Here is a 20,346-nt window from a genome sequence, read left to right on the forward strand (position 1 = left end):
AGGATTGCCCGGGCGGACTGCCCGCCCGGTCTATGACTACGTGATGAAATCAGGAGCCTTTGCCGCCGCATTTGCCGGTGGCGACGTTGAAGTTGCCGCAGGACATCGGCGCGCGCCAATCGGAGATCAGGTCCTTCGAGTCGGGCAGATAGTCGGACCATTCGTCGCCGACGACGAGGCCGGGGGTTTCCCAGACGGTTTCGAACTGGCCATCGCCCTGGATCTCGCCGATCAGCACCGGCTTGGTGATGTGGTGGTTCGGCATCATCGTCGAATAGCCACCGGAAAGGTTCGGCACCGAGATGCCAATCATCGCGTCGAGAACGGCATCCGTATCGGTCGTGCCGGCCTTCTCGACGGCCTTCAGCCACATGTTGAAGCCGATATAGTGCGCTTCCATCGGGTCGTTGGTCACGCGCTTGTCGTTCTTGGTATAGGCCTTCCAGGTCTTGATGAACTCGGCATTGGCCGGCGTATCAACCGACTGGAAGTAGTTCCAGGCCGCGAGATGCCCGACGAGCGGGCCTGTATCGAGGCCGGCGAGTTCCTCTTCGCCGACCGAGAAGGCGACGACGGGGATATCCTCGGCCTTGACGCCCTGGTTCGCCAGTTCCTTGTAGAAGGGCACGTTGGCGTCGCCGTTGATGGTCGATACGACCGCCGTCTTCTTGCCGGCCGAACCGAACTTCTTGATGTCGGAAACGATCGTCTGCCAGTCCGAATGGCCGAAAGGCGTGTAGTTGATCATGATGTCTTCAGGCTTCACGCCCTTGGAAATCAGATAGGCCTCGAGGATCTTGTTGGTCGTGCGCGGATAGACGTAGTCGGTACCGGCAAGCACCCAGCGCTCGACACTTTCGTTTTCCATCAGATAGTCGACGGCCGGGATTGCCTGCTGGTTCGGCGCGGCCCCCGTGTAGAAGACGTTTCGCTGGCTTTCCTCGCCTTCGTACTGGACGGGATAGAAGAGGATCGAGTTGAGCTCCTCGAAGACCGGCAGAACCGACTTGCGCGACACCGAGGTCCAGCAACCGAAGACCGCCGAAACCTTGTCGACCGAGATCAGCTCGCGCGCCTTTTCAGCAAAGAGCGGCCAGTCGGACGCCGGGTCGACGACGACGGCTTCGAGCTTCTTGCCGAGCAGGCCGCCTTTCTTGTTCTGCTCGTCGATCAGCATCAGCATGGCATCTTTCAGCGTCGTCTCGGAGATCGCCATGGTACCGGAGAGCGAATGCAGGATGCCGACCTTGATCGTGTCATCGGCGGCAAAGGCGCCGTTGAATGCCGTCGTCGACAGGACGGCTGCGAGGAATGCGCCGGTGACGCTTGCCCTGATAGTCATCTGATGGAACCCCTCTCGTTCTGAAGCAGCGCGGCTTTCGAGTTTTTTAGCCGTTGCTTGAGGGATCATCGGACAGTCACGCTGCACTGCACATACGTCATTCTACGTAGATGCGGGGGGCAAAGAGGAAGCGGCGGCACGGTGGAAGCCCGGCCACGGGGCCAGCACTTGCGCTTGATTGCCGGAGCGACCACATCAGGCCTCTGCTCACCTCCTGCTGCGCGCTCATCAGGAGCATTGCAATGGGATCGATAGGGAACTCCCCGCGCCACCGACGCCGTTTTGATCGACGCCTACTCGCAGACAGTTGCCCAAGCCGTTGATCTGATCGGCCCCTCCGTCAGCCGGATCGAAAAGACCGACAGCCGGCCGGGACATGGGTCCGGCTTTACGAACTCCCCCGACGGATCGATCATCACCAATCATCACATGGTCGAGGATTCAAAGACAGAGCGGATCCGGAGCGTCAACGGCAGCGTCGGACAGAGAACCGTGCTTGGCCGCGACGCGGATACCGACATCGCCCCAGCGGCGCCGACCTGGACGTCCAGTCATGGGCTCGCCTCGGGGACGGCCGGACGATGGCGCCGGCTCAACTGGGGACCGGCCGCAATCAGCGCACGGCGTCCGCCACAGTCGACGCCGCAGCGGAGAACAGATTCAAGGCGGCGTACTGCAACAGCATGATCGTCTTGCCATCGCGGATGGCGCCCGAGGCAACCATTGCAAGCGCCTCGTCGATACCGAACTCCAGCACGGCAATCTCCTCGCCTTCCGCCTCGTTGCCACCCCCTGCAGAAGCCCTATCGCGCGGCTGGTACTCGCCGACGAAAAAATGCAGCCGCTCAGTTACCGAACCCGGGCTCATGAAGGCATCGAACACGTGGCGGACTTCGCGCACGCGAAAACCCGTCTCCTCCTCCGTCTCGGCGCGGATGCGCGCTTCAGGCTCAGCATTGTCGAGGAGCCCGGCCGGCGCTTCGATGAGGAGGTCGTCATGACCGTTGACGAAGGCCGGGTAGCGGAACTGGCGCGTGAGAATGACCGTACGGCGTTCCGGATCGTAGAGAAGGATCGTCGCACCGTTCCCCCGATCGTAGGTCTCGCGCGACTGCCTTTGCCAATGCCCGTCATCGCGCTGAAAGCAAAAGGTCGTTTTCTTCAGTACGTACCAGTCATCCGAGAGAACGGTGACATCCTCGACACGAACCCGGTGTGCAATGCTCATTGTTGCCTCCTCCATGGCTGCAGGCCGAGGCAAACCACCACGCTCCGCGCCGGATCGAAATTCGTGCATTTTCATGCAATGTCAAGAAATTTCGTGCAAAACCGGGCGTGCCACCCTGCAAGTGCTCAATCTCGCGAGCAGCTTCAATCCACGTGGCAGACCTGTCTTCCGATGAAACTTGTCCGGTTATCGCGCTTTCTGGCCTGACGAACCGGTGTCGCTGGCTTGGTCGGCACCTGACCGAAAAAACAGCGCTTAAGCGACACACCGATGACACGCCACGGGCGGACGCTTGACCTTGCCATCGTTGGAAGCCCTACAAACATAACCGCACCGGCGTCGATAAAGACCCGATCGCACCACAGATTCGACGCGAATCGACCGTCAGCCGATCTGGCAAATGACGGCAACGGCCACGTGCGCGGGGGCAGAATGTTTCAAATCTCGGGGCCGACAGGCATGACGTCTTCATTGCATCCCCACTGGGACTTCGCCCGCGAGACGCGGTCGGTGCTGCTTCGCTTCGTCGCCTTTGCGATCCTGCTCGCAAACCTGCTGCTCGGCGGCAACGAAGGCGCAGAAGGGATGCATGCGCTCGTCGTCGTCAGCTATATCGCAATCAGCATCGCCTCCGTGGCGACGGCCCGCTACCTGCCCGGTCGCTCGTGGCTGAAGGCCTTTTTTGTCGTCCTCGACGCCCTGTTGGTCGCGCTGCTCCTCTATGCACACATCCTGGCCGGGCCGGTGACGGAAAACCATAACCTCACGACCACCAGCCTTGTCGTCGCTTTCATCCTGCTCGTCCATGTCGGCCTGAAGCTCGAACGGCGGCTCGTGCTCATCTTCTCAAGCGTCGTTCTCGTCGCCTGGGTAGCGATGCTCGCAACGACTGCTGCCAGGCATCAGACAGGCGGCACCCTTTCCCTCCTCGGGTCGTTCTTCAACCAGGATCTCGGCCTGACCGTCAGTTTCGGTTTCACCGCCTTCGCCATCTATCTTCTCGCGCGGGATCACGACCGGACGCGCAAGGAGGCCCTCAAGGCCGACCAGCGGCGCCTCAATCTCTCCCGCTTCTTCTCGCCACTTGTGGTCTCGGAACTGCAGGAGCGTGGAGGCGCTCTTGGTCTGGAACGCCGGAATGCGGCAATCATGTTCGTTGATCTCAGGGATTTCACTCGTTTCGCCGAGACCGCACCTGCTCCGGAACTCGCCTTCGTGCTGGCTGAGTATCGCCAGCTCGTCTCGCAGACGATTTTCGAACATGGCGGCACCGTCGACAAATTCATTGGTGACGGCGTGATGGCGGTCTTCGGTCAGCCGAGGCCCATGGACGACGATGCAGATCGGGCAATGGCCTGCGCCCTCGATCTCGTCGACGCCCTGACCGACTGGAAAAACCACAATGCCCTCAACGGCCACCCCGCCCTCGATGCCGGCATCGGCCTGCATTACGGCAAGGTGGTCGGCGGCGTGCTGGACAGCGGTTGCCACAGCGAATTCACCGTCATTGGCGACGCGGTCAATGTCGCCCAGCGCCTGGAAAGCCTGACCAAATCGCTTGATGCGCCGCTGGCGGTATCGGCTGCGCTGATGGCGCGCCTCATGACTCCGGTCCCGCCCGCCAACTGGATGGCGCAGAAGGACGTCACGCTTCCCGGACGCAGACTGCCTGTCGATGTCTGGTATCTGCCTCGCCAAGCCAGCGGCCTGTCCGCCGCCGCAACCTCGCCTTACGAGACCGGCACCGTACAAACAGCTCTCCAGAGATCGGCTTTCCAATCAACCGGCGCCGACGCCAGCACCGGATAGTCGACGCCCCGGACGGAGACTTTCGCCGGATCGCTGCACTTCACCAGCGCACGGTGCTTTCCGGGATCATTGTACACGCTGCCATCGACAACCCGTCGGGAGGAGATCGAGATCAGCACATCGTAGTCGTAACCAGGCAGCAGTGCCGCGCGATTGCCGGCAAGTGCAAGGCTGACGACCGTGTCGTCGCTGAAATGTTCCGCATGGAAGACCGCCGGCTCTCCCGCGATCGCGCTTGTGATGGATAGCCCTCCGACGACGAGGGCGATGACAGGGCGACGCATTCCGACCTCCCATGGTTCGGCCGCCACGCCATCCTATCATCGATGGTGTAGCCCCGCACTCGGAATGCGCGCAATCGCGGGCCTTGCGCCAATTACCCGTCGACGAAACTGAGCTTGAAGCGTGTGGTGAAATCGCCGCCCCACCACATGGGGAAATTGGTGCCCCACTTGTTGTTGTGGATGTTGAAGCGGACGCCGGCGGAATAATCAGGCAGGTCCTTGCAAAAGGCCATGAACGGCCATGCCTGAGGCGCGACCAGCGGCGTGTCGAGGTTCTCGACCATCAACACTGCGCCCGATTCCGGCCGCCCCCGCACGGCCGTGACCGCCTGCAACTGGGCGCCACCGGCGCGGGCGAAATTGTCGGTGTCGTGCCAGAGGCCCATTTTGCGCACGGTCCAGGCAGAGCGCCCCTCGGGCGTGAAAGACAGGAAGCTCGCCTCCGGCATACGGTTGGCATTCTTGCCGTAAAGTGTCAGCCGGACGTCGAGGCCGGTTGAGGTCGCGGCAAACTCCAGCGCAATATCAGCCGGGGCACCGCATTGCTCCACCGCCTCGGCCGGCATCGCTGCGACGATCGATGTGGTTGTCGTGCCTCGAAGCTCCGGCCGATAGGCTTGCGAGCGGGCCTCGGCGACTTGAGCAAGTCCGGGCTTGTCATGATCGAGCACGGCCCAGTCCATCCAATGAGTCAGATAGCTATCCATGTGCCGGCGGACATCGCCGGCATCATAACTTTCATAGCGGTAGGCCATCAGCGATCCATTGGCGCCGCGGATCTTTCGGCCGTCGGGTGCAGTCAGCGCGGCGACGTCGCCCGTCGCCGGATCGAGATCGATGCTCCATCCGCCGACCTCAAGCCGCGTTGCGACATCGGCGGGAACGGGTCGCGGCGCAACCGTAAGATCGGCAAGGGCTGCCTCGGCGCGGGCCGCATCCTCGACCTCCAGTTCCGCCACCGCCTGGTCGAGATAGGCGCGCTGCTCCCGCCACGAAGCCTCCGTGTAATGAAAGCGCGGATCGGTCCCTCGTGCCGCCTCGAAGGCAGGGCGCGCCCAGGCCTTTTCGTCGCGCAGGAAGGATTTGATATCGACGCCGCAGGTGTGTTCGGCGACCAGCGTCAGCTTACGCCCGAAAGCCTGACGGCTCGCCGTCATCTGCTCTTCCGTGAAGCGACCATAGAGCCGCTGTAGCGCGAGATAGCGGGCGATCTTTTCCGGGTCCGTGCCGCTGCCATGGATCCAGCTATCGCCAAGTTCCTTCTCCACGACCGGGAAACGCGCGCGCACGTCCCACATCAGCGCACCATAATCCTCAAGCGTCGCGGCACGCACGGTGGCGCCGGGCTCGTGCTTCAGAATATCGCGGTACGCCTCGGCCGTCTGCGACACGCTCTGCGGGCCGATATTGTCGCTCGTATGGGCAAAGCTCAGGCCATCGGAAAGGCCTTGCGGGAAATAGGTCTCGCCATAGGAGTGCTGATACATGACGACGATTTCCTCGCCGCCTGGCGCCCGCCAGCGGAAGACATCGGGAATTTCCGGCGGCGGTGAAGCCGAGTTCACGCCGATATGCAGAAAGCGTACGCCCGCTTCCGCCAGCAGCGGCACCATGCCGAGCGTATGGCCGGGCACATCGGTCATCTTGGCGGCGGTCGTCGTCAAACCGAAGCGGCGGTCGAGCTCCTGGGCATAGGAGAGCCCGGCGCGGAAAAGCTCCGGCGACATCAGCTCCGTATGGGTCGTGAAGGGCAGCGCATGCCAGCGGATCAGGCCGCGCTCGATCGCCTGTTCCAGTCGCGCAACCTCTTCCTTCGAACGCGAATGCAGGTGGTCCCAGATCAGCCAGGCGCCGGTCGTCCAGATGAATTGCGGTTCGTGCGGATTCTCGTTGTAGAAATGCGCCCCGGTTTCGATCGCCTGCGGAATGAAGCGCTCGTGGTACTGCTTACGGATCTTCTCGGCGTGATCGGTGAAGCCGATGTCGAGATGAGTCTTGAAGACGACGTGAATGCGCTTTTCGGTCATGTTCATTACCTTCAGCCGACGGTGCCCCGCACGATCAGGCGGGTGTTGAGTGTCTCGGTGAGCGGCTCGGCATCGGGTGCCCGAAGTCGCATGAGGATCAGGCGAACGAGCGCGCGCACCCGCTCTTCGAGGTCGATGCGCACGGTGGTGAGGTTGTAGCTCTTCCAGTGCGACTGCGGGATGTCGTCGAAGCCGACGACCTTGACGTCATCGGGCACGGAAAGGCCAAGTTCGTGGCGGAGCGCATCAATGGCACCAAAGGCGCCGACGTCGTTGGCCGCGAAGATCGCGTCGGCCCCCTCACCGATCCGAAAGAGGTCGAGCGTCGCCTGATAGGCGGTGTCGTAGGTATAGTCGCCGGGAAGCACGATCGGCGCATCCATGCCGCGCTCGGCGAGCGTCTCCTTCAGCGTTCGCTCGCGCTCGGCATTGGCGAGCGATTGCGCCTTGCCGCCGAGATAGGCGATGCGGCGCGCGCCATAGCCCTGAAGCAAGGCCACGGCCTGCTCGATGCCGTTCTTCTGCCGGACAAGCAGCCGGTCGTAGAGGGTGCCGGATGCCGCCCCCGCAAACTGCGCGACGTCGTCGTAGATCACATAGATCGGCACGGCGCGATCGAGAAAACCGCAGAGCACGTCCGGCAGGATGTTCTCGGTGAAGGCGATTACCGAATCCGGATTGAAGCCGCGCATATAGGTAAGCAGGCGCGGGTCCATGCTGAAATCGGCCTTCACCTTGAAGAGAAGGGTTGCGAAACCTTCCGCCTGCAATGCGGTCGTCAGCGCGTCGATCTCCTGGCTTTCCCAAGGGCTGCAGACGTCGGGCACGATCATGCCGACAAGGTGCGAGCGGCCGGTGACGAGCGAACGCGCGGCCATGTCGGGCGTGTAGTTCAGTTCGCGCGCCACCTTGAGGATACGGTCACGCTTCTCCGGTTTCAGCGAGGCGTTCGGGTTGAAGGCCCGGGATACGGCAACACGGGAAACATTGGCTTCGCGCGCCACCTGGTCTGCGGTGGCTCGGGCGGCTTTCTTGTCGGCGCGATCGTTCATCTATCCGTCACAAAATGAAAACGTGTTCAACAACAAAAGAGGACAACCCTTCGATTTCGTCAAGCAGAATAACAATTCTCGTCGTAATCGTAGAAAGAACAGATGGTCCATGTTGACAAAAATGAAAGCGTGTTCATTCTTGATCGTCGTCGGGACAGCGGACCTGGAGGAGGGCCGGACTGTCGCAGCCAGACACTTTGGTCCGCAGTGGACCGCCGGGAGGAGAAAACATGCGTACCAGGTTTCATTCCCTATTGCTCAGCGCGGCCGCGGCCATTGCCTTTGCGGCGCCGGCGAGCGCCACCGAACTCAACATCACCTGCCGCTGCGTCGTCGGCGGCGTCAACAGCGGCATGGCCGAGTGGATCGAACAGAAGGTCATTCCAGCCTTCACCGAGAAGATGAAGGCCGAAGGCAAGGACGTCACCGTCAAGCTGACGCAGTTTGGTGGCGAAGACGAGCAGCTGACGCAACAGCTCGCACTCGACTTCTCGACCGGCGCCGGCCCCGACGTCTCGGGCTTCGACGGCTTCCTCATCCCGAGCTTCGTTCAGGGCAACCTTCTCAAATCACTCGAGGAAGTGGCCGGTCCCGACGTTGCGAAATGGGACGGCTGGCAGCACATTTCCGACGGCACCAAAGCTCTGATGAGCTACCAGGGCAAGCCCTACGGCATCGCGCTTGGTACCGACGCGCGCATGATCTTCGTGCGCAAGGACCTCTTCAAGTCCGCCGGGCTCGACGCCGACAAGTGGCAGCCGAAATCCTGGGAGGAGCTGCTCGAAGCCGCCCGCAAGATCAAGGCGGCGGCACCCGAAAGCTTCCCGCTGCAGCTCAATGCGGGCGTCTCGATGGGTGAGGCAACGACGATGCAGGGCTATTGGATGGCACTGCTCGGCACCGGTGAGCAGGTCACCGACGACAGCGGCAAATACATCGTTTCGAGCCAGGGCATTCTCGACACGCTGAAGCTCTACAAGACCATCTATGTCGATGAGAAGCTCGGCGACCAACGCGCGCAGTTGCTTGCTGACGGCCGCAACCGCACCTTCGCCAATTTCCGTGACGGCAAGACCGCAATGCTGGTCGAAGGCGACTGGTTCTACCGCTCCGTCACGGCACCCGGCGCCGAGTTTGCGGTGGCCGATCGCGACAATGTCATGACCTGGAAGAAGATGCCGGCAACAGCACCCGGCAAGGGGCTTCGCGGCCAGGACTTCGTCACCGTCTCGGGCGGCACCGGCTTCGTCATCAACCCGCATACCGATGCGCCTCAGGAATCCTGGGCGCTGCTTTCCTTCATGAACAGCAAGGAGCAGCTCACGGCCTTCCAGGAGATCCAGCCGGCGATCCGCATCCGCGACGACGTGGCGATCCCGAATTCGCCGTTCCTGACGGAAACGGCGACGACACTGCTGCCAATCACCACGGCCCGGCCGAACGACGCCAACTACAACAAGGTCTCGACCGAGATCCAGCGCATGACCGAAAGTGTCGTTTCCGGCGAGCTTTCGCCCGAGGATGCGATGGCCCAGTACAAGGCGGCGGTCATTGCCATCGTCGGCGAAGAAAACACCGTCAGCACGCTCTGAAAGCCGCACGGGGTGAAAGCGGAAACCCATGCGGCTTCCTCATCCCGTCCCCATCCAGTGACCAGCGCGCCCGGCCCTCCAGCGGCCGGGCGACCGATCCGGAAAAAGGGCATGAAGAAATTCTCACTGCTTTCGACGCGCGCCGGCGCACTCTTCCTTGCGCCCGCGGCGGCTCTCGTCGGGGTCTTCGTCATCATTCCTTTCTTCTGGGTGATCTTCGTCTCCTTCACCAATCGCACGCTGCTCGGGCGCACGGCGGTCGACCCTGATTTCGTCGGGCTGCAGAATTATTTCGCCCTCTTCAACCCCGCGACCTTCTTCACCCGCGGCCAGTTCGGCTTTTCACTGATCCTGACGATCCAATTCGTGCTGCTCTCGGCGCTGATCGGCCAGGCGCTTCTCGGTCTGCTGCTCGCCTGGCTTAGCCAGTCGGTCACGCCGACGCTCAAATCCTTTCTGCATACGGCCGTCATCGCCGCCTGGATCCTGCCGGAAGTGGTGATCGGCTTCGCCTGGTTCGCCTTTCTCGACTACGACAACGGCACCCTCAACATGATCCTGCGCGGCCTCGGCCTGCCGCCCGGCGACTGGCTGCTGCAGCAGCCCTTCTGGGTGATCGTCTTCTTCAACACCTGGCGGGGTGCCGCCTTCTCGATGATGCTGTTCAACTCGGCCTTCCAGTCGATCCCGCCGAGCTACTTTCAAGCTGCCGACGTCGCCGGCGCCACCTCCTGGCAGAAGCTGCGCGACATCGCACTGCCGCTGATCCGCGGTCATGTCGTGACGGACCTGATCCTCATCACCATGTGGACCTTCAACGTCTTCACGCCGTTCCTGCTCACCCATGGCGGGCCGTCCTATCGCACCGAGATCCTCTCGATCTACACCTATCGCATCGCTTTCAAGGATTTCGAATTCGGCAAGGGCGCTGCCGTCGGCGTCGTCATCATGCTGATCAACCTGGCCTTCGCGCTCGTCTATCTTCGCCTTGCCCATAAAAAGCCGGTGGAGGCGGAGTGATGCAGAAGAGGACGCAGAACATCTCCGTAAGGCGTACGGTCTTTGCGGCTGCCGCCACCTTCCTCGGCACGGTCTTCGCACTGCCGCTCGTCTGGTTCATCTTCGCGCCCTTCAATGCCCGAGCCGAACTCGGGCTTGCCATCCCCTCGCCCTTCACGCTGTCGAATTTCGCGACCGTCTTTGAGAACACTTTCGCCATGCAGGCGCTCTTGAACAGTCTCATCCAGGCGGCAGGCGGCGTGGTGTTGGTCGGGGGAGCGGCGACGCTTGCGGCTTACGCGTTGTCGCGCTCCCCGATCCCGGGCAAAGGCGCGGTCACCTACATCCTGCTTCTCTTTTCGTCCGTGGTTTCAGGTTCGGCGGCGATGGTGCCGATTTTCCTGATCATCTCGGCGGCCGGGCTGATCGACACCCATCTCGCCGTCATCCTCGTCTTCGCCGGCGGACTGCTGCCGACGGCGATGTTCATCCTTCGCGACTTCATCGACGCCATCCCGCGCTCGTATGAGGAAAGCGCGATGGTCGCGGGTGCCTCGCCGCTGCAGGCTTTCTTCGATGTCGCGCTGCCGGTCATCCGGCCCGGCATCGTCGTGGTCGTCGTCTGGGCCTTCGTCAACATTTGGGGCAGCTTCCTCATCCCCTTCATCCTGCTGCGCAGCGACAAGCTGATGCCGGCTTCCGTCGCCATCTATTCCTTCTATTCGGAAGCCGGCACGCCGATCGTCACGCTGCTTGCCGCCTATTCGCTGATCTATTCGCTGCCGGTCATCGCCCTCTATCTCTTCGTGAACTGGAAATTCGGTTTCCGGTTCTTCGGTGGCATCAAGTCGTAATCGGAAATCCGCCATGGCCTCTGTCGAATTCCAGAACGTCTCCAAAAGCTTCGGCGCCTTCGTCGCCGTTCCCGACATCAGCTTCCAGATCGCCGATGGCGAGTTCATCTGCCTGCTCGGCCCTTCCGGCTGCGGCAAGACGACGAGCCTTCGCATGATCGCCGGCCTCGAAACGCCGACGTCGGGCCGGGTGATGATCGGCGGCCGCGACGTCACCTATCTGCATCCGAAGGACCGCGGCATTTCCATGGTCTTCCAAGATTATGCGCTCTATCCGCACATGAACATCGCCGACAACATCGCCTATCCCTTGAAAGTACGCGGCGAGCAGGAAACCAAGCGCCACGCCCGGGCCAAGGAGGTGGCCGACGTGCTCAAGATCGGCGATCTCCTGAAGCGCCTGCCGAGCCAGATTTCCGGCGGCCAACAGCAGCGCACCTCGCTCGCCCGCGCGCTCGTCTATCCGAGCGAGGTCTACCTTTTCGACGAGCCGCTCTCGAACCTTGACGCGAAGCTGCGCCTCGAAGCGCGCGGCTTCTTGAACCATCTCCAGCGCGACATGGGCATGACGGCGGTCTATGTCACCCACGACCAGGCCGAGGCCATGGCGCTCGCCACCCGCATCGCGGTCATGGACAAGGGCCGGATCGTGCAGTTTGCGCCGCCGATCGAGATCTATCGCCGGCCGGCGACCACCTTCGTCGCCAATTTCGTCGGCAATCCGCCGATGAACCTCGTTGCCGTCGAAGCATCCATCGGCGAGGGCGTGCTGCATCTCAGCGCTGACGGTCTTCAGGTCGCGCCGATCGAACTTAACGACGCCATCGCCAAAGCGGCAAAGGCCGGAAAGATGACCCTCGGCGTCCGACCGGAGCATTTGCGCGTCGCCGGTCCCACCGACCACAACGTTCTTTCCGGCGAACTCTTTGCCAATGAGAACATGGGGCCGGAAAGCCTCGTCACCCTCGAGCGCGGCGACAATGGCCGCGTCACCGCGCGCATCTTTACCGACGACGAGATCAAAGTCGGTACCTCGGTGCACCTCGCCTTCGATGCCAGGCACGTCACCCTCTTCGACGACAACGGCGCGCGCATTCCCGCGGCCGACGAGCACTGAGGTCGCCATGCAGGAATTCGCCGTGCGGATCACCCGCGAGCACCAGGCCGCCGATCCCTATTTCTACGTGCCCTTCGATGTGCCGGACGGCGTGACACGGATCGACGTGACGCTCAGCTATCCGAAGTCTGAGGGGTGCGTCGTCGATCTCGGCGTGCTTGATCCGCGTGCCACGGACTATCCGACGGAGCGGGGCTTTCGCGGCTGGAGCGGCGGCGCACGCGACCGCTTCTTCGTCGCCACCGACGACGCCACGCCCGGCTATATCCATGGCGCGATACCACCCGGACGATGGAAAGTCATGCTGGGTCTCTATAAGATCCCTGACGACGGCGTCGAGGCACTGGTGACCATCGACTATGACAGCAGCCCGCGCGCGATCGCACCGCAGTCGGTGCGACAGTTCCCGATACGCAAGGGACCCGGCTGGTATCGCGGCGACCTGCACTGCCACACCTTCCATTCGGATGCGGCAGGCTCGCCGGAACTGTTGCACGCGGCCGCGCGCCAGGCAGGGCTCGACTTCCTCGCGGTTGCCGACCACAACACGATCACCCAGCGACGCTATTTTCATCCGCACTCTTCTCCAGACCTCGTCTTCGTGCGTGCCATGGAAGTCACCACCGCCATCGGCCACGCCAATGTCTTTGGTGTCGACGACTGGATCGATTTCCGCATGACGAGACCCGAGCACGCCCACACGCTCGCGCGCCTGGTGCATGAGCGCGGCGGACTGCTTTCGATCAACCACGACAAGCCGACGATCCCCTGGGACTACGAGTTGCCGAAGATCGATTGCATGGAGGTCTGGCAATCCCACTGGCTTGCCTGGAACTGGGTGTCCTTGGAGCGCTACCAGCAGCGCCTCGCCTCCGGCCTGAAGATCTCCGCCATCGGCGGCAGCGACTTTCACCAGCCGGCCCGCCTGATGCCGGAAGGCCCGCTGGTCCTCGCCCGTCCGACGACCGTGCTTCATCTGGAGGAACTATCCGAAGAGGCTGTGCTCGGCGCCATGAAATCCGGCCGCGGCTATGTCACGGAGAGCCCAACGGGACCGCATCTGGAACTCACTGCCAATGGTGAGCCGATGGGATCGAGCGTCGCCGGCCCCGTGGCAGCGGATGCGCAGGTTCGCGGCGCCAAAGGCGACAAGCTGATGTGGTTCGATGCCTCGGGCATCATCGGTGACCAGGTGATCGAAGCCGACGACTGGACCGGCCAGTATGTCGGCGCGCCCGATCGCTTCCTGCGCACCGAGATCGTAGCGGCCGCGAGCCGCGGCGGGATCGTCGAGACATTCCGGGAGGCCCTTCGCGGCAAGGGCCTACCCTGGCAGCTTTGCGAGGACGATCTCGCGAACCGTACGATCCGCCGCGCCATCAGCAACCCGATTTATTGCCGGCCCAGCTAACGGCACACTGCATTCAAGAACTTCCGGGCCGTTCTGAGCAGCCATCCGGTTCGGCACTTCGACAGCCCGAAACCGGAGGGTCCGGTTTTTCCGTGCGGACCGTCACATTTCTCCGTTGCAGCAATTTTAAGCAGAAAACTTCCGTGCTAAGAAAAAGTGCAGAAGCTCCCTCGACGGCACGTTAGGAACCCCATGGCGGCACGCCAGCGCATCATTCCCATAAGGCGGGAATACAATCGTTGGGTCGCCAACCAGACGCTTGAAGACTATGCGTTGCGCTTCACCGCCAAGAGCGCGCGGCGCTTTTCCTCCGAGCGCATCTCACAGACCGCCATCGGCGCCATCTCCTTCCTGGCACTGGAAGCCATCGGCGGCGCCATCACCATGTCCTATGGCACCACCAATGCGATCGTCGCGATCCTGGTCGCAAGCCTGATGATCCTGACCGTAGGACTGCCGATCAGCCGCTACGCCATCCGCCACGGGGTCGACATTGATCTGCTCACCCGCGGCGCCAGCTTCGGCTATATCGGCTCGACGCTGACCTCGCTGATCTATGCGAGCTTCACCTTCATCCTCTTCGCGATCGAGGCGTCGATCATGTCGGGGGCGCTCGAACTGGCGCTCGGCATCCCCTTGTGGGTCGGCTACATCGTCAGCGCTGCCGTCGTCATCCCGCTCGTCACCCACGGTGTGCGGCTGATCAGCAAGTTCCAGCTTTTGACCCAGCCCTTCTGGATCGTGCTCAACATCCTGCCCTTCGTCTTCATCGCGTTCGCCGATTGGGAGAAGGTCGGCGCCTGGCTTGCCTATTCCGGCATTCATCACGCCTCGGGCCCTCCCGGCACGCTTGCGCCCTTCGGTCTCGTCGAATTCGGTGCAGCGTCGGCCGTGATCTTCGCGCTGATGGCGCAGATCGGCGAGCAGGTCGACTTCCTGCGCTTCCTGCCGCCGGACGGGCAGCGCAAGCTGCATCATCGCATCGCCGTCTTCCTCGCCGGCTCCGGCTGGGTGATCGTCGGCGCGCCGAAGCTGCTTGCCGGGTCGTTCCTCGTCGTGCTGGCGCTTTCGAGCGGCGTGCCCTCGACCAGAGCCGCTGATCCGGCGCAGATGTATTACACCGCCTTCGGCTACATGATCCCGTCCGAAACGGCTGCGCTGCTCTTGATGGTCGCCTTCGTCGTCGTGTCGCAGCTGAAGATCAACGTCATGAACGCCTATGCCGGCTCGCTTGCCTGGTCGAACTTCTTTTCGCGCCTGACCCACAGTCACCCGGGCCGCGTCGTCTGGCTGGTCTTCAATGTCGCCATCGCGCTTCTCCTGATGGAACTCGGCATCTACCGGCTGCTCGAAGAAACGCTCGGCGTCTTCTCGATCATCGCCATGGCCTGGCTTTGCACGATTTCGGCCGATCTCTTCGTCAACAAGCCGCTCGGCCTTTCACCGCCGGGCATCGAGTTCAAGCGCGCCCATCTCTACGACATCAATCCGGTGGGGCTTGGCGCCATGGCGATCTCGGCGACGGTCGCCCTGACGGCACATTTCGGCGCCTTCGGCGAGATCGCCGCTTCGCTTGCGCCCTATATCGCGCTCGTCGTCGCCTTCATCGCCTCTCCGCTGATTGCCTGGCTGACAGACGGCAAATTCTACCTCGCCCGCAAGCCGCGCAGAAGCTGGGCAAACCAGAGCGAAATCGCCTGCTCGATCTGCGAGCATCCGTTCGAGCCGGAGGACATGGCCTGGTGCCCGGCCTATGCTGCGCCGATCTGTTCGCTTTGCTGTTCGCTCGACAGCCGTTGCCATGACATGTGCAAGCCGAAGGCGCGCTTCAACGCCCAGGTCGCAGCCGTCGCCAACACCCTGCTTCCACGCACCGTCACGGAAAAGCTGGCAACACGCCTCGGCCGCTACGCGATCTGCGCGATCCTCTCGATTGCCGGCATCGGCTTGATCCTGGCGATGATCGCGCACCAGACCGCCGGCGCGTCTCCGGAGACCGCAGCCGTCGTCGAACGCACCATCGCCGTCGTCTTCTTCGTCTTTGCCGTGCTCGCCGGCATTGTCTCCTGGTTCTATGTGCTCGCCCATGACAGCCGCGTCGTCGCGGAAGAAGAATCCTCGCGCCAGAACACCCTCCTTCTGAAAGAAATCGCCGCTCACAAGAAGACGGACGCGGCCCTGCAGCAGGCGAAGGAAACGGCGGAGGCGGCCAATCGTGCCAAGAGCCGCTACGTCGTCGGCCTCAGCCACGAACTCAGGACGCCGCTCAACGCCGTGCTCGGCTATGCCCAGGTGCTGGAGCGCGACGAGACCATTCCGCCGGCCCGACAGGGCGCGATCAAGGTGATCAAGCGCAGCGCCGATCATCTCTCCGGCCTGATCGACGGGCTGCTGGACATCTCCAAGATCGAGGCCGGCAAGCTGCAGGTCTATTCCAACGAGATCAACATTCACGACTTCCTCGACCAGATCGTCGAGATGTTCCGACCGCAGGCGCAGGCCAAGGGCATCACCTTCGAGCACGAGCGCGCCGCGAGCCTACCGCGCTACGTGAAGACCGACGAGAAGCGTCTGCGCCAAATCCTCGTCAACCTTCTCTCCAACGCGCTGAAGTTCACCGAGCGCGGCGGCATCCGCCTGGACGTCGCCTATCGAAGCCAGGTTGCGACCTTCACGATTGCCGACAGCGGCCGCGGCATTGCGGACAAGGACCTGCCGCGCATTTTCGACCCCTTCCAGCGCGGCGAGGCCGAGCATCAAGGCAACATGCCGGGCCTCGGCCTGGGCCTGACGATCACCAGGCTTCTGACGCAGACGCTCGGCGGCGAAATCGCCGTGACCAGTAAGCTCGGCGAAGGCACCAGCTTCCGCGTCCGGCTGATGCTTTCGGCGGTCGACCGCCCAGCGCTTGCAGCCCCCGTCCGCCGCATCACCTCCTATCTCGGCCCGCGGCGCACGATCGTCGTCGTCGACGATAATGCCGATCATCGCGCCCTGATGCGTGAAATCCTCCTGCCCATGGATTTCACGGTCTTCGCCGTTCCATCCGGGGGCGACTGCCTCTCTCTCCTTGAAGACGTCAGCCCGGACCTCTTCCTGATCGACATTTCGATGCCAGGCATGAACGGCTGGGAACTCGCCGGGCGGCTGCGCGAAATTGGACAAACGGCGCCGATCATCATGCTGTCGGCCAACATCGGCGACGGCTCGACGACCGGTTCTTTCACCGGCCACGATGACACGCTCGCCAAGCCCTTCGTCGTCGGGCAACTCGTCGACAAGCTTGCGGTCCATCTCGGCCTGACCTGGATCCACGAAGGCGAAGAAAAACTGCATGCCGCCCCAATTGCCCGGCCGATGACGCGCCCGCACTTCCACCACGTTCAGGAACTGATCCGCCTCGGCGAGATCGGCTACATCAGAGGGATCGAGGCCAAACTGACGGAGATCGCGATGGAGCCAGAACATCAATCCTTCGTCGAAGAAGCCCGTTCCTATGTGCAGGCCTTCGATCTCTCGGGCTACGACGCCTTCCTCAAGAACAGCACCCAAGAAGGAGGCGACGCTCGTGGCTGAGACCTACGACCGCCGGGACATCGTTCTGCTCGTCGACGATTCACCGGAAGCCCTCGGTTTCCTTACCGAGGCCCTGGAGCAATCGGGCTTTTCCGCGCTGATCGCCACGTCAGGCAACGCCGCGCTTTCGATCGCGGAGCGCATAACCCCCGACGTCATTCTGCTGGACGCCGTCATGCCCGGCATGGACGGCTTCGAGACCTGCCGACGCCTCAAGGCCAATGCCGCCGTCGGCCAGACACCGGTACTGTTCATGACCGGATTGACGGAGACCGAGCATGTTGTTCGCGCCCTTGAGGCTGGCGGCGTCGACTATCTAACCAAGCCGATCAACATCGACGAACTCAGGGCGCGCATCCGCGTTCATCTGTCCAATGCGCGCTCTGCCCAGAGCGCGCGCGTCGCGCTCGATGCCGCAGGGCGCCACCTCCTGGCGGTTCGCGCCGATGGCGGTATCTGCTGGTCGACGCCCCAGGCGACCCGCCTCGTCAATGCCGCAACCGGCCGCGACGATGGATTGGGTACGGTCACGAAACGCATCGCGCAGTGGATGGAAAACCGCGGCCGAGGAACGTCATCGCACGAGGATAACTTCACGCTCGACCAGCCGGGCCAATCGGGTCTGCAGATATCCTATCTCGGCGGCATCGGTCCGAACGAATATCTCTTTCGCCTGACGGCCGAGAACCGGCTGACCGACGATGAAATGCTGCGCCAACATTTCGCGCTGACGCAACGGGAATCCGAGGTGCTGCTCTGGATCGCCAAGGGCAAGGCGAACCGCGACATCGGCGAGATCCTGGGCCTGAGCGCGCGTACGGTGACCAAGCATCTGGAACAGATCTATGTGAAGCTCGGCGTCGAGAACCGGGCGTCGGCCGCCGTCAAGGCCACACAGGTTCTGCACGGGATCTGAGACAAGGAACGGAACATCCGCCACGCTGACAGGTTCGGCTAGTGATCCAGACGCCGACTATTGTACTATCGACACCGCTGAACGGAGGGTTGCATCCATGCCCCGTTGGTTGTTGCTTGTCGTCATGGCCGCGCTCGCCCCTGGCGTTGGGCGCGCGGACGAGGGTGCATTCCTGAAGTCGTTGGGTGGTAGCTGGGCGGGCGTCGGCGTCGTTCGTATCCGGACCAACATGTCCCCAATCAACGTTTCCTGCAGCTTCAACTCCGAGGCAACCGGTCTCGCGCTGTCGATGGCCGGGGTCTGCCGCGGGATGCTGCTGATCTCGCGCTCCATCGACGCAAAGCTGCGCTACACGGGTTCGACCTATAGCGGCTCCTATCTCGGCCCCCGCGGCGGGCGCGCCGGGCTCAATGGCCATCGCCGCGGCGACGCGATCAACCTCACCATCCGCTGGGCCAAGGACGTCAACGGCGACCGCCGCGCCGATCTGACCGTACGCAAGGTCGGCGCCAACGGAATGCAGTTGACGACGATTGACGTCGATCCTGCGTCGGGCAAGCACGTGGTGACGAGCGAGATAAATCTCAAACGACAATAGCGGAGGAATGCCGCCCTCTCCGCGAGCGGCCATTGAGCGCAGTCAGGCCGCGGCCGCGGTGCGGGTATCGTAGTCGGCGGTCCATTGCAGCGATGGACGCGCGCCACAACGCTCAACCCATGCCTTGACGGCATTGCTGTCCGGTGTCGCTGCAGGATACCAGGCAAAGGGCGAATGCAGCAGCAGGTCTACGGCCGTGTAGTGGTCGCCCATCAGATAAGGGCTATCCTTCAGCGCGCTATCAAGGCGCTCGGCCATCTGCTTCGGACCGCGGAAGGTGAAATCCAGATAGGGATGGGAAAGCCCCGCTGCCTGCATGATCAGGACGGGCTCGACCACGCCCGCATACCAGGCAAGCCAGCTCAGATACCGGCCGCGTTCCCGGTCGCCTGCAAGCGGCGCCAGCTTCTTTTCCGGGAAAAGATCAGTCAGATACTGGATGATCGCAATGCTTTCCCAAAGCACGACGCCATCATGCACAAGCAGCGGCACCTTGCCCTCCGGATGCGGGTTCTTCGGGTCCTTCCGACCACTGCCGTCTCCGCGGGTGATGTCGACGATCTCGATCTCCACCTTGTCGATGGCATCGAGTTCGCGAAGCAGCGTGATGATGCGCGACGAGCGCGAGCGCGGGGCGTGAAAGAGTGTCAGCATGATGAGGTTCCTTGGTTGCGTTTGCGGATGCGGGTCTTATACAGTCGCCCAACTGCCAGTTTTCGTCAGCAGGCTTCATCTATCTTCCAGAGCCATGGCCCGTAGTGATCGTCTGTTCCGCCTGCTCCAGGCGCTTCGCACATTGCCCTCTCCGGTGACGGCCGCTCGCCTTGCCGAAGAGACCGGGGTGTCGATGCGCTCGCTCTACCGGGACATCGACAGCCTGCGGGCCGCCGGCGCCGTGATCGACGGCGAACGCGGCTTCGGCTATCGGTTGACGGAGGACATCGCCTTGCCGCCGCAAACTTTCACACGGCTCGAAATCGAGGCGCTGGTGCTCGGCCTCGCTGAGGTGCAGCACATGGGCGAGCCAGACCTTGCGGCGGCAGCAGGCGCGGTGCTTTCCAAGATAACGGCGACGTTGCCCGACCGGCTGCAGCGCCAGGCGCTACATGCCGCGTCGCAGGTCTACCGCTTCGAGCGCAGGGATCCGCCGGTGGCTGATGTCGGCCTTTTGCGCGAGGCCTGCTGGCAGGAACGGGCCGTTGTCATCGGTTATGTGGATGCAGACCAGCAGCGAACGGACAGGCAGGTGCTGCCGCTCGCGATCGTCTATCTGGAGCGGATGCTGGTGCTGCTCGCCTGGTGCTGCCTGCGCCAGGATTTCCGCAAGTTCCGCATCGACCGCATCGCCGATATCAGGATGACGGACGAGAGTTTCCGTCCGCGCCGGGTGCCGATGCTCAGAGAGTTCATCGCCTACTTGAACGGTGGCGCACCTGACCGGCCGAAAATGAAACTGGCCGGCCAATAGGTCCAAACGACGACGCGGCCCGTGTTGCCACGAGCCGCGTTCGGACTGCACTTTGCAGTCATGCCTTGGGCGG

16 protein-coding genes are annotated in these 20,346 nt (G+C 62.7%); 10 read left to right on the forward strand and 6 right to left on the reverse strand.

From position 1 onward, the window contains the following. Window positions 1-49: 49 nt before the first annotated feature. The gene (gene urtA / locus QM996_RS27665) at window positions 50-1,342 is read right to left on the reverse strand and encodes an urea ABC transporter substrate-binding protein (RefSeq protein WP_334197069.1); all 1,293 of its coding nucleotides are present in this window, start codon (window positions 1,340-1,342) and stop codon (window positions 50-52) included. Window positions 1,343-1,955: 613 nt separating this feature from the next. Continuing rightward, on the reverse strand, window positions 1,956-2,570 hold the full coding sequence (locus QM996_RS27670) for an NUDIX domain-containing protein (protein ID WP_334197070.1): 615 nt from the start codon (window positions 2,568-2,570) through the stop codon (window positions 1,956-1,958). A gap of 459 nt (window positions 2,571-3,029) precedes the next feature. On the opposite strand from QM996_RS27670, the gene QM996_RS27675 reads away from it, so the two are divergent. Further along, complete coding sequence (locus QM996_RS27675) at window positions 3,030-4,379, forward strand: adenylate/guanylate cyclase domain-containing protein (protein ID WP_334197071.1); 1,350 nt, start codon at window positions 3,030-3,032, stop codon at window positions 4,377-4,379. On the opposite strand, the gene QM996_RS27680 is transcribed toward QM996_RS27675, so the two are convergent. From QM996_RS27680 to QM996_RS27690, 3 genes are all read right to left on the reverse strand, one after another. Continuing rightward, window positions 4,301-4,663, reverse strand: a complete 363-nt coding sequence (locus tag QM996_RS27680) for a hypothetical protein (RefSeq protein ID WP_334197072.1) — start codon at window positions 4,661-4,663, stop codon at window positions 4,301-4,303. The two genes, QM996_RS27675 and QM996_RS27680, sit on opposite strands and share 79 nt — an antisense overlap. Before the next feature lie 92 nt (window positions 4,664-4,755). After that, on the reverse strand, window positions 4,756-6,690 hold the full coding sequence (locus QM996_RS27685) for a DUF5054 domain-containing protein (protein ID WP_334197073.1): 1,935 nt from the start codon (window positions 6,688-6,690) through the stop codon (window positions 4,756-4,758). Window positions 6,691-6,701: 11 nt separating this feature from the next. After that, window positions 6,702-7,742, reverse strand: coding sequence for a LacI family DNA-binding transcriptional regulator (locus QM996_RS27690; protein WP_173519700.1), 1,041 nt, complete (start codon window positions 7,740-7,742; stop codon window positions 6,702-6,704). Between the two features lie 230 nt (window positions 7,743-7,972). On the opposite strand from QM996_RS27690, the gene QM996_RS27695 reads away from it, so the two are divergent. From QM996_RS27695 to QM996_RS27730, 8 genes are all read left to right on the forward strand, one after another. Next, window positions 7,973-9,334, forward strand: coding sequence for an extracellular solute-binding protein (locus QM996_RS27695; RefSeq protein WP_334197074.1), 1,362 nt, complete (start codon window positions 7,973-7,975; stop codon window positions 9,332-9,334). Between the two features lie 111 nt (window positions 9,335-9,445). Beyond that, window positions 9,446-10,354 (forward strand): carbohydrate ABC transporter permease, encoded by a 909-nt coding sequence (locus tag QM996_RS27700; protein WP_334197075.1) that lies wholly within the window; start codon window positions 9,446-9,448, stop codon window positions 10,352-10,354. Continuing rightward, complete coding sequence (locus QM996_RS27705) at window positions 10,354-11,187, forward strand: carbohydrate ABC transporter permease (protein ID WP_334197076.1); 834 nt, start codon at window positions 10,354-10,356, stop codon at window positions 11,185-11,187. The genes QM996_RS27700 and QM996_RS27705 overlap by 1 nt, the downstream gene beginning before the upstream one ends. Window positions 11,188-11,200: 13 nt before the next feature. Then, window positions 11,201-12,304: an ABC transporter ATP-binding protein gene (locus tag QM996_RS27710; RefSeq protein WP_334197077.1), complete on the forward strand. Its 1,104-nt coding sequence runs from the start codon at window positions 11,201-11,203 to the stop codon at window positions 12,302-12,304. Window positions 12,305-12,311: 7 nt separating this feature from the next. Beyond that, on the forward strand, window positions 12,312-13,715 hold the full coding sequence (locus QM996_RS27715) for a CehA/McbA family metallohydrolase (RefSeq protein ID WP_334197078.1): 1,404 nt from the start codon (window positions 12,312-12,314) through the stop codon (window positions 13,713-13,715). 192 nt (window positions 13,716-13,907) lie between these two features. Next, on the forward strand, window positions 13,908-17,291 hold the full coding sequence (locus tag QM996_RS27720; protein ID WP_334197079.1) for a hybrid sensor histidine kinase/response regulator: 3,384 nt from the start codon (window positions 13,908-13,910) through the stop codon (window positions 17,289-17,291). After that, window positions 17,284-18,207, forward strand: a complete 924-nt coding sequence (locus QM996_RS27725; RefSeq protein ID WP_334197080.1) for a response regulator — start codon at window positions 17,284-17,286, stop codon at window positions 18,205-18,207. Before QM996_RS27720 ends, QM996_RS27725 begins: the two co-directional genes overlap by 8 nt. A 97-nt stretch (window positions 18,208-18,304) precedes the next feature. Beyond that, window positions 18,305-18,805, forward strand: coding sequence for a hypothetical protein (locus QM996_RS27730; protein WP_334197081.1), 501 nt, complete (start codon window positions 18,305-18,307; stop codon window positions 18,803-18,805). Between the two features lie 42 nt (window positions 18,806-18,847). Here the strand turns inward: QM996_RS27730 and QM996_RS27735 are convergent, their stop codons facing one another. After that, window positions 18,848-19,459: a glutathione S-transferase family protein gene (locus QM996_RS27735; protein WP_334197082.1), complete on the reverse strand. Its 612-nt coding sequence runs from the start codon at window positions 19,457-19,459 to the stop codon at window positions 18,848-18,850. A 94-nt stretch (window positions 19,460-19,553) separates the two neighbouring features. Here QM996_RS27735 and QM996_RS27740 point away from each other — a divergent pair, with 94 nt between their 5' ends. Then, window positions 19,554-20,273, forward strand: coding sequence for a helix-turn-helix transcriptional regulator (locus tag QM996_RS27740; protein WP_334197083.1), 720 nt, complete (start codon window positions 19,554-19,556; stop codon window positions 20,271-20,273). Window positions 20,274-20,346 lie beyond the last annotated feature (73 nt).

It is taken from the genome of Sinorhizobium chiapasense (assembly GCF_045277575.1).
Lineage (GTDB): Bacteria > Pseudomonadota > Alphaproteobacteria > Rhizobiales > Rhizobiaceae > Ensifer > Ensifer chiapasense_A.

Excerpts from the sequence above, each read along its gene's own strand:
- urtA (WP_334197069.1), bottom strand. The coding sequence starts at position 1,342 with ATGACTATCAGGGCAAGCGTCACCGGCGCATTCCTCGCAGCCGTCCTG.
- QM996_RS27670 (WP_334197070.1), bottom strand. The coding sequence starts at position 2,570 with ATGAGCATTGCACACCGGGTTCGTGTCGAGGATGTCACCGTTCTCTCG.
- QM996_RS27675 (WP_334197071.1), top strand. The coding sequence starts at position 3,030 with ATGACGTCTTCATTGCATCCCCACTGGGACTTCGCCCGCGAGACGCGG.
- QM996_RS27680 (WP_334197072.1), bottom strand. The coding sequence starts at position 4,663 with ATGCGTCGCCCTGTCATCGCCCTCGTCGTCGGAGGGCTATCCATCACA.
- QM996_RS27685 (WP_334197073.1), bottom strand. The coding sequence starts at position 6,690 with ATGACCGAAAAGCGCATTCACGTCGTCTTCAAGACTCATCTCGACATC.
- QM996_RS27690 (WP_173519700.1), bottom strand. The coding sequence starts at position 7,742 with ATGAACGATCGCGCCGACAAGAAAGCCGCCCGAGCCACCGCAGACCAG.
- QM996_RS27695 (WP_334197074.1), top strand. The coding sequence starts at position 7,973 with ATGCGTACCAGGTTTCATTCCCTATTGCTCAGCGCGGCCGCGGCCATT.
- QM996_RS27700 (WP_334197075.1), top strand. The coding sequence starts at position 9,446 with ATGAAGAAATTCTCACTGCTTTCGACGCGCGCCGGCGCACTCTTCCTT.
- QM996_RS27705 (WP_334197076.1), top strand. The coding sequence starts at position 10,354 with ATGCAGAAGAGGACGCAGAACATCTCCGTAAGGCGTACGGTCTTTGCG.
- QM996_RS27710 (WP_334197077.1), top strand. The coding sequence starts at position 11,201 with ATGGCCTCTGTCGAATTCCAGAACGTCTCCAAAAGCTTCGGCGCCTTC.
- QM996_RS27715 (WP_334197078.1), top strand. The coding sequence starts at position 12,312 with ATGCAGGAATTCGCCGTGCGGATCACCCGCGAGCACCAGGCCGCCGAT.
- QM996_RS27720 (WP_334197079.1), top strand. The coding sequence starts at position 13,908 with ATGGCGGCACGCCAGCGCATCATTCCCATAAGGCGGGAATACAATCGT.
- QM996_RS27730 (WP_334197081.1), top strand. The coding sequence starts at position 18,305 with ATGCCCCGTTGGTTGTTGCTTGTCGTCATGGCCGCGCTCGCCCCTGGC.
- QM996_RS27735 (WP_334197082.1), bottom strand. The coding sequence starts at position 19,459 with ATGCTGACACTCTTTCACGCCCCGCGCTCGCGCTCGTCGCGCATCATC.
- QM996_RS27740 (WP_334197083.1), top strand. The coding sequence starts at position 19,554 with ATGGCCCGTAGTGATCGTCTGTTCCGCCTGCTCCAGGCGCTTCGCACA.